The organism is Flavobacterium sp. UBA4854, from assembly GCF_002399805.1.
Taxonomy (GTDB): Bacteria; Bacteroidota; Bacteroidia; order Flavobacteriales; family Flavobacteriaceae; genus Flavobacterium; species Flavobacterium ginsengisoli.
Genome location: NZ_DHEI01000002.1, coordinates 27527 through 35709 on the forward strand (window position 1 = coordinate 27527; position 8183 = coordinate 35709).

At 30.8% G+C, this 8183-nt stretch carries 10 protein-coding genes; 7 read left to right on the forward strand and 3 right to left on the reverse strand.

Annotated features, from left to right (window positions below; genetic code table 11):
• A partial coding sequence (locus B3J44_RS00245) for a helicase-related protein (protein ID WP_286964796.1) occupies positions 1-867 on the forward strand: 867 nt, incomplete at its 5' end.
• Here B3J44_RS00245 and B3J44_RS00250 read toward each other — a convergent pair.
• Positions 864-1265 (reverse strand): TerB family tellurite resistance protein, encoded by a 402-nt coding sequence (locus B3J44_RS00250; protein ID WP_286964798.1) that lies wholly within the window; start codon positions 1263-1265, stop codon positions 864-866. The two genes, B3J44_RS00245 and B3J44_RS00250, sit on opposite strands and share 4 nt — an antisense overlap.
• Positions 1266-1322: 57 nt before the next feature.
• On the opposite strand from B3J44_RS00250, the gene B3J44_RS00255 reads away from it, so the two are divergent.
• The 5 genes from B3J44_RS00255 to B3J44_RS00275 all read left to right on the forward strand — a co-directional run bounded on the left by B3J44_RS00255 (position 1323) and on the right by B3J44_RS00275 (position 5413).
• A complete protein-coding gene (locus B3J44_RS00255; protein WP_286964801.1) occupies positions 1323-2120 on the forward strand; it encodes an alpha/beta hydrolase in 798 nt (265 codons plus the stop codon).
• A 28-nt stretch (positions 2121-2148) separates the two neighbouring features.
• Positions 2149-3159, forward strand: a complete 1011-nt coding sequence (locus B3J44_RS00260; RefSeq protein ID WP_286964804.1) for a dipeptide epimerase — start codon at positions 2149-2151, stop codon at positions 3157-3159.
• A 1-nt stretch (position 3160) separates the two neighbouring features.
• Entirely contained in the window at positions 3161-4183 is a 1023-nt protein-coding gene (locus tag B3J44_RS00265) for an aminotransferase class I/II-fold pyridoxal phosphate-dependent enzyme (protein ID WP_286964806.1), read from the forward strand.
• Between the two features lie 221 nt (positions 4184-4404).
• The gene (locus tag B3J44_RS00270; RefSeq protein ID WP_198856814.1) at positions 4405-4872 is read left to right on the forward strand and encodes a DUF1456 family protein; all 468 of its coding nucleotides are present in this window, start codon (positions 4405-4407) and stop codon (positions 4870-4872) included.
• 130 nt (positions 4873-5002) lie between these two features.
• Positions 5003-5413, forward strand: a complete 411-nt coding sequence (locus B3J44_RS00275; RefSeq protein ID WP_286964810.1) for a hypothetical protein — start codon at positions 5003-5005, stop codon at positions 5411-5413.
• Between the two features lie 6 nt (positions 5414-5419).
• On the opposite strand, the gene B3J44_RS00280 is transcribed toward B3J44_RS00275, so the two are convergent.
• Together B3J44_RS00280 and B3J44_RS00285 are read right to left on the reverse strand one after the other, a co-directional pair.
• Positions 5420-6133 (reverse strand): LytR/AlgR family response regulator transcription factor, encoded by a 714-nt coding sequence (locus tag B3J44_RS00280; protein ID WP_198856812.1) that lies wholly within the window; start codon positions 6131-6133, stop codon positions 5420-5422.
• A gap of 3 nt (positions 6134-6136) precedes the next feature.
• Positions 6137-7177 carry a sensor histidine kinase gene (locus B3J44_RS00285; protein ID WP_286964814.1) on the reverse strand — a complete coding sequence of 347 codons (1041 nt, stop codon included), beginning with the start codon at positions 7175-7177 and terminating at the stop codon, positions 6137-6139.
• A 221-nt stretch (positions 7178-7398) separates the two neighbouring features.
• Here B3J44_RS00285 and B3J44_RS00290 point away from each other — a divergent pair.
• On the forward strand, positions 7399-8183 hold a 785-nt coding region (locus B3J44_RS00290), incomplete at its 3' end, for a DUF5694 domain-containing protein (protein ID WP_286964815.1).

An 8183-nucleotide genomic window follows, 5' to 3' on the forward strand; every position in this document is an offset into this window, starting at 1 on the left:
AAATTTGAAGAATTTGAAGCGTTGCAAAATCAAGTAATTTACGTTTCTGCAACTCCCGCTGATTATGAATTGCAAAAATCGGATGGTATTTATGTCGAGCAGATTATTCGTCCGACTGGATTATTAGATCCTGAAATTGAAGTTCGCCCAAGTTTAAATCAGATTGATGATTTGATTGAAGAAATTCAGATTCGCTGCGAATTAGACGAAAGGGTTCTCGTTACGACTTTAACTAAAAGAATGGCCGAAGAATTGGCCAAATACTTAACAAAAGTCAACATTCGATGCCGTTATATACATTCTGAGGTAGATACTTTAGAGCGTATCGAAATCATGCAAGATTTGCGAAAAGGTATTTTTGATGTTTTAATTGGTGTAAACTTACTTCGTGAAGGTCTAGATTTACCAGAGGTTTCTCTTGTAGCGATTTTAGATGCCGACAAAGAAGGTTTCTTGCGTAACCATAGATCTTTAACACAAACTATTGGTCGTGCGGCGAGAAACTTAAATGGTAAAGCGATTATGTATGCTGATAAAATTACGGCAAGTATGCAGCGAACAATTGACGAAACCAATTATAGAAGAACCAAACAGATTAATTTCAACGTAGAAAACAATATAACTCCACAGGCTTTAAATAAAAAAATCGAAAGTGCGTTTACCAAAAATCCATTGGTTGAATATGAGTTAGGACATCCGATCCCTGTGGCTGCTGAGCCAGAAACGGCTTATCTTTCTAAAGCTGAATTGGAGAAAATGATTCGCGAAAAACGTAAAACAATGGAGAAAGCTGCAAAAGAATTAGATTTCTTGCAAGCAGCTAAACTTCGTGACGAAATTAAAAAACTACAGGAACAGTTGCCTTAATTATGCTGTTCCTGAAAAATCTCCAACAATACAATTGGATTAATTACTGTATTGGGAGATTTTTTCATCATTTCCAAAACACGTTTTACTGCTGAAAGGTTTAAACCCATTTCTAATGCAATCTGCTGAATAGCTTTAAATTCTTTTTCGTGCAAAACGCCGTCGATATGCATTAATAAAGCCAATCTGTAAAACTGATTAATACGTTGTAATTCAGATTTTATCGGAATAGTTTTGTGTTCTTGATGAAATAAATCTTGAAATTCTTCTTCACTAATATTCAATTCTAAAGCTACAAGTCTTAAAAATTCAAGCTCACGTTTGTGTAAATGTCCGTCTACAGTGGCGAACATAATCATTTCTAAAAGTAAACTTCTTTTTTCTGCTTCTGTATTCATCAATTTCTTATTTTTAGCTAAAATATTGCTTTTAAATAAAAATACAAAACACAGATAATGAAGAGGATTTTCTTGGCAGTTTTACTTCTATTTACTTTTATTGGAAAAGCTCAAAGCACCGTTTCAAAAAATATTTCTACTTTTACAATTGAAGCTCCTCAACTGAATACCACAAAGAAGATCTGGATTTATCTTCCTGAAAATTACTCCAAAGACATTCAAAAAAAATACAGTGTTGTTTACATGCACGATGCTCAGAATCTGTTTGATGCCAAAACTTCTTTTGCGGGAGAATGGAATATAGATGAAAAGTTAGATAGTTTAAAAGCTCCTGTAATTGTAGTAGCAATTGAGCATGGAAACGAAAAACGAATCGACGAACTTACTCCGTTCAAAAATGAAAAATATGGCGGAGGAAATGCCGATAATTATTTAGATTTTATTGTAAAAACATTAAAACCACATATCGACAAAAATTATAGAACCAAAACAAAAGCTAAAAACACTATTCTTTTTGGAAGTTCACTTGGCGGATTGGTTTCGTATTATGGCGCTTTAAAATATCCTGATGTTTTTGGCAAGGCAGGCGTTTTTTCTCCCTCATTTTGGTTTTCTAACGATATTTATGCTTTTACAGAAAAACAGTCTAAAATCAAGACTAAAATCTATTTTTTGTGCGGCGATAAAGAAAGTGACGATATGGTAAAAGATTTAACCAAAATGAAACGTTTACTAGATTCTAAACGCTGTTATTGTCTTCATCTTGATAAAACTAAAATTGTAAAAGGTGGAGAACATAACGAAAAACTGTGGCGAGATCATTTTGTTGAAGCGCTACTTTGGCTGGGCTATTAAATAAAAATAAAAAAATACTCCTATAAAAATGAAACTTATTTTAAGAGAATACAATCTCAAACTAAAACACACTTTCACTATTTCGAGAGAATCTATTGACGTACAGCCATCATTAATTGTAGAATTGCAAAGCGATGGTTTTTCTGGTTTTGGAGAAGCTACCTCAAATCCGTATTATCATATTACGGTTCCGATGATGATTTCCGATTTGGAAAAAATAAGATCGATTATTGAAAATACCGAAAACGAAACGCCAGAGGCATTTTGGTCAAAAATTCATCCGTATTTAAAAGAAGATATGTTTGCTTTATGCGCTTTAGATTTGGCGTATAATGATTTGTATGCTCGTAAAAAAGGCAAAAAACTATACGAATTATGGAACTACAAAACCGATCATAATCCGTTAACCGATTACACGATCGGAATTGACACAATTGAAAAAATGGTTTTTAAAATGCAAGAACTGCCTTGGCCAATTTATAAAATCAAACTAGGTACAAAGGAAGATATTGCGATTGTAAAAGAACTTAGAAAACATACAAACGCTATTTTTAGAATTGATGCCAACTGCGGATGGACAGTTGAAGAAACTATAAATAATGCTGTAGAACTAAAAAAATTAGGTGTTGAATTCTTAGAACAGCCCATGAAAGCTGATAATTGGGAAGGACATAAAGAAGTATTCAAACATTCTGTACTTCCGGTAATTGCTGACGAAAGCTGTATTATTGAAGAAGATGTAGCAAAATGTTTCAATCATTTTCATGGAGTGAATGTAAAACTGGTAAAATGTGGCGGTTTAACTCCTGGAAAACGTATGATTGAAGAAGCTAAAAAATTAGGCTTAAGAACTATGGTTGGCTGCATGACCGAATCTACTGTCGGGATTTCTGCAATTGCGCATTTGCTTCCGCAATTGGATTATGTAGATATGGATGGCGCATTGCTTTTGGCTGAGGATATTGCGACTGGCGTAACAATTGAAGACGGAATTATTAATTACTCCAATCTTAACGGAACGGGAGTAACATTACTGTAAAATGATAGTCGAAAAATTTCCAGATAGAATCATTGAAATTGACCAAACGCAATATTTGTATTTTGGAGGAACAGCTTATTTAGGTCTTCCAACAAACCAAAAATTTCAAGATTTAGTCGTTCAGAACATTTTAAAATGGGGAACAACTTATGGAAGTTCTAGGACTGCAAATATTCAATTAACCGCTTATGATGCGGGCGAAAGGTTTTTAGCATCTCACATTGGCTCAGAAAGCACTGTTACAGTTTCTTCGGGAATGCTAGCCGGAAAACTGGTTTTAGAAAAACTGAAAAAGCAAACGGATTGTTTTTATCATTTAAATGAAATTCATTCCGCTATTCAGATTGAAAACAGTCTTCCTGTATTTATAAATGAAAAATTGAATACTAATTTATTAGATTCCAAACCAGAAAAAATAACGATTTTAACAGATGGAGTTCCATCATTTCAAACCAGACCAATTGATTTATCTTTCTTAAATGAGATTTCAAATCAAAAGGAAATTACATTGGTCATTGATGAATCTCATTCGTTGGGAATTATTGGCGAAAATGGTTCTGGAATTTATTCTTCAATTGATCTTCCGATTAAAAGAAAAATATTGGTTTCGTCTCTAGGAAAAGCTTTCGGATTAACAGGCGGTGTAATTGCTTCAGATTCTAATTTCATCAAAGAAATAAAAGAAATCGAAACTTTTACAAGCGCTGCGGGAATGAATCCTGCTTTTGTGCAAACACTTTCTGATGCTTCGGAAATTTATAAAAAGCAACATCAAAAATTAAAGGAGAATCTAAATTATATTGATTCGATTTTAGTTCAACCAAATGATATAAAATTTGACAAAAACTATCCATTGATATATTTATTGTCCAATGAATTAGTAGAAAAACTAAAACGAGAAAAAATCATTATTGCTAGTTTCAGATACACTAAAGAAGCCGAACCATTAAATCGAATTGTTATTACAGCAAATCATTTAAAGGAAGATTTAGATAAATTAATTCAGGTTATAAATTATAAATAAAAAAGTTCACCACGAATTACGCTAATTTCCACGAATTAATTTTTATGCTTTTTGCTACAGATTAAAAAGATTATGAGGATTTATAAATTGCTAAAAAAATCATTAAAATCTTTTTAATCTGTGGCAAATAAAAATTAATATAAATTCGTGCAATTCGTGGCAAAAAAAAAAAAATAAATAGTCCGAATGTTTTTAAACCGTACCTTTGCAAAAAATAAACAATGACAAATAACGATATACTTAAAAAACTTCGCGTGGCTTTGATGCTCCGTGATGACCAAATAATTGAAATTTTAGAATTAGTAGATTTTAGAATTTCAAAGTCAGAATTGGGCGCTTTTTTTAGAGCAGAAGATCATCCAAACTATATGGAATGCGGCGATCAGGTTTTGAGAAACTTCTTAAACGGATTAGTAATTCATTTAAGAGGCACTAAAGAAAATCCTAAAAATCCGAATGATGTTTTAGCAAAGCATAAAGCTGAAATTCCAAAAAAGGAAACTTCTAAAGAAAGACCAGAATTTAAAGCTGCTCCAAAAGATTCAGAAAAATACAGAGGCGATCAAAGTTCATCAAAATCAGGTTCATCAGCTGGAAAACCTAAAAAGAAATCATTCCCAAAAGGAAACGGAAAACCATCTGTTGTAGAAAAAGTGGTATTCAAAAACGGCAATAAGAAAAAATCTTAGCGCTTTTGTAAACGCCAACAAATAAAATTAAAGATGTCTTTTTAATATATCTTTACAACATAAAAATCCATTCTTTAAAGAATGGATTTTTTTATATTTTTAATGCAAATTAAACAAAGATCAATCTATCATGAAATATTTACTTTTAAGCATCACTTTCTTTTTATTTCTAAATGCAAAAGGTCAAACATCCATCAAAGACCAAATAGTTGGAAACTGGAAAGTAAAAAATGTAATAGTAAAATCGAATAGTAAAGAAATGACTCAACTCTCTCAAACCTTTACAAATTCAATATTTTCATTCCAAAAAAATCAAAATTTTAATTTCATTCCAAAACAGAAAACGCCACTTACTCCAATGTTTGTGCAAATGTTGCAAAATCAAAAATGGGGTTTTGAAGAGAAAAAAAATTTAATTAGAATCGGCACAGCTAAAGATCATTATTCAATAATGGGAATAACTCCAAAAATTGAAAAAAATAATGCGGTTTTTAAACTTGAAGAAGCAGAACTAAGTCTCGAAGTAGTAAAAACCGAATAAATCGATTTATATTTTATTTTGATCAATTTCATCGAAAAAAGCATCTTTATATGTTGCCCCAATTGGCAACTCTTTTCCGTTTACGAAAACAGAAAAATTATCTGTCGATTCGATATGTTTTAAAGAAACAACATACGATTTATGTATTTGAATAAAATCCTTTTCTGGCAATGATTCAACAACATTTTTTAATGACGAATGTGTAATAATCTGCTGCTTTACTGTATGAATGCAAACATAATTCTGTAAACTTTCTACGTATAAAACATCATTCAAAAAAACTTTCTGAAATTTATTTTTTCCATCTGTTTTTATAAATAAAAAATCTGGCGCACTACTATTACTTGTACTCGAAAGTTCTATTTTGGATTCAGAATTTAGTTTAGAAACGGCTTGATAAAATCGTTCAAACGCAATTGGTTTTAATAAATAATCAACTGCATTCAGCTCAAAACCTTCTAAAGCAAAATCGGGATAAGCTGTCGTAAAAATGACTTTAATATTTTTCGAAATAATTCTAGAAAGCTGCAATCCTGTCAATTGAGGCATTTGAATATCTAGAAAAATCACATCGACAGATTGCGAGTTTAGAAATTCTAATGCTTTTAACGAATCATTAAAGACGCCAACTTTCTCTAGAAAATTTACTTTTCCGATGTAATTTTCCAATATTCGCGTTGCAGGCGGTTCATCATCTACAATAATGCATTTAAAAGCCATAAATTATTTCTTTAGCGGTATTTTTAAGTAAGTTTTAAAGGTATTATTTTCTTCTGTTTTTTCAAGAATAAATTGATTCTTGTACATATATTCTAATCTTTTGGTCAGATTTTCATAACCAATTCCAGTTGACGAATAATTCTCTCCATTCACATTATAATTGAAAGTTGAAATCTCTAAAAAATCCTCTTTTATTTTGATTAGAATAACAGCTTTTTCATTTTCATTATTCAGTTTTCCGTGTTTAAAAACATTCTCTACAAAGTGAATTAAAGCTGACGAAAGAATTCTTTCATTTGAATATTCTCCCTCAATAGAAAAATCTAAATATAACAGATCTTCAAATCGTTTTTTCTGTAAATGAATGTAGTTTTGAATAAACTGAATTTCTTTTGAAAGTATCGCTTCATCTTTATCTGTTTCTGTAATAACATATCGAAGTAAATCAGAAAGAACCAAAATATCATTGGCCATTTCATCTTCTTTCAAAACCAATTGACTGTAAAAGGAATTCAATGTATTGAATAAAAAATGCGGACTAACTTGCGCTTTCAGCATTTGAAATTCAGCTTTTTTATTCTCTAAAAGCAATTCTTGATTTTGATGCTGAGCGGTTTGAAATTGCCAAAATAAAAATGTCAAAGCACTTAAAAAAACAGCCGGCAATCCAAAGAAAAAATTATCTTTTATGTAATAACCTATTTCTCTAGCTTCTTCATAATAATTGTGCATTCCGGTAATATTATACATAACGACTTCTTGCAAAAAATAACGAACAGCCGCAAAAAGCAATAGCGAAACTGGAATTGTCAGGATGTAAAAAAGTAATTTCTTCTTGTTTAAAAACCATTCGCAGAAATAGTAAAAGTTGAGAATATAAATACAAAATATTGCTAACAAATGAGTTGGCGTAATTCCATAACATATTCCTTTGATTACAATTTCTACTTTTTTATCATTAAGTCCAATATCCCAGAAAATGTACGTTAGAAATAATAAAAAGAAAAAAACAATGTGATAGTAAAAAGGGATTCTTGATTTCATAGTTTTTTGATAATTAGCTCAAAAATACAATTAAGCCATAAATAGAAAATTAGATTTATTTAAAACATGCGTTTTTAGGGATGAACTATCAAAAACGTTACACGAAATTATTACACTGCTAATTTCATGTGTTTATAAAATGAAATCCTATGTTCATCAAAAACAAAAACTAGAGGGCAAAAGACAGAATACATTTGTCATGAATTTAAAAACAAAACGTCATGCACAAAATCATTTTATTACTAACAATTATTACATTAAACTTAACTTCTGCTCAAACTAAGAAAAAACAGATTTTATTGGTTGGAACATTTCATTACGCCAATCCTGGCCTTGATGTTGCTCAACTAAACAGTTTTGATATCTTGTCTGAGAAGAGCCAAAAGGAACTCGAAATAATGAGTGACAAAATCAAAAAATTTGGTCCCGATAAAATATTTGTAGAATGGGAATTTAACGAACAATCCGATTTAGATAAGTTTTACAATAAAAACACCGACAGTCTTTTTAAAACTAACAAAAACGAGATAACACAACTGGCACTACGCACAGCTAAAAAACTGAATCATAAAAAATTATACGGAATGAATCTCTACACTTCTTTTCCATATGACAGTTTACTGATGTCAATGGAAAAAGCAAACCAACAGGATTTATTGAAAAGAAATAACGAGTGGAAAAAAAGGAATGAAAAAGATCATAATGAAAGAATAACAAAAAGCTCGTTACAAGAACTCATGCTACATTACAATAAAAAAGAAACCGAAAATAAAAATATACAATGGTATTTGGAAGTAGCAAATAGAGCTGGAAATCCAGATGATTTTACAGGAGCGTCTTTAGTTTCAAATTGGTACAAAAGAAACTTATATATGTATTCTTTAATTCAGAAATTAACGGAAAGCACAGATAATAAAATAATGGTTTTAGTAGGTGCTGGTCATGCTGCATTGATTAGAGAATTTATAACACATGATCCAGAATTTGAAATTGTAGATTTGGCGAC

What these genes read in the sequence shown, in the direction of transcription:
- B3J44_RS00270 (WP_198856814.1), top strand. Translation starts at nt 4,405, where the DNA reads ATGACAAATAACGATATACTTAAAAAACTTCGCGTGGCTTTGATGCTC.
- B3J44_RS00275 (WP_286964810.1), top strand. Translation starts at nt 5,003, where the DNA reads ATGAAATATTTACTTTTAAGCATCACTTTCTTTTTATTTCTAAATGCA.
- B3J44_RS00255 (WP_286964801.1), top strand. Translation starts at nt 1,323, where the DNA reads ATGAAGAGGATTTTCTTGGCAGTTTTACTTCTATTTACTTTTATTGGA.
- B3J44_RS00280 (WP_198856812.1), bottom strand. Translation starts at nt 6,133, where the DNA reads ATGGCTTTTAAATGCATTATTGTAGATGATGAACCGCCTGCAACGCGA.
- B3J44_RS00265 (WP_286964806.1), top strand. Translation starts at nt 3,161, where the DNA reads ATGATAGTCGAAAAATTTCCAGATAGAATCATTGAAATTGACCAAACG.
- B3J44_RS00285 (WP_286964814.1), bottom strand. Translation starts at nt 7,177, where the DNA reads ATGAAATCAAGAATCCCTTTTTACTATCACATTGTTTTTTTCTTTTTA.
- B3J44_RS00250 (WP_286964798.1), bottom strand. Translation starts at nt 1,265, where the DNA reads ATGAATACAGAAGCAGAAAAAAGAAGTTTACTTTTAGAAATGATTATG.
- B3J44_RS00260 (WP_286964804.1), top strand. Translation starts at nt 2,149, where the DNA reads ATGAAACTTATTTTAAGAGAATACAATCTCAAACTAAAACACACTTTC.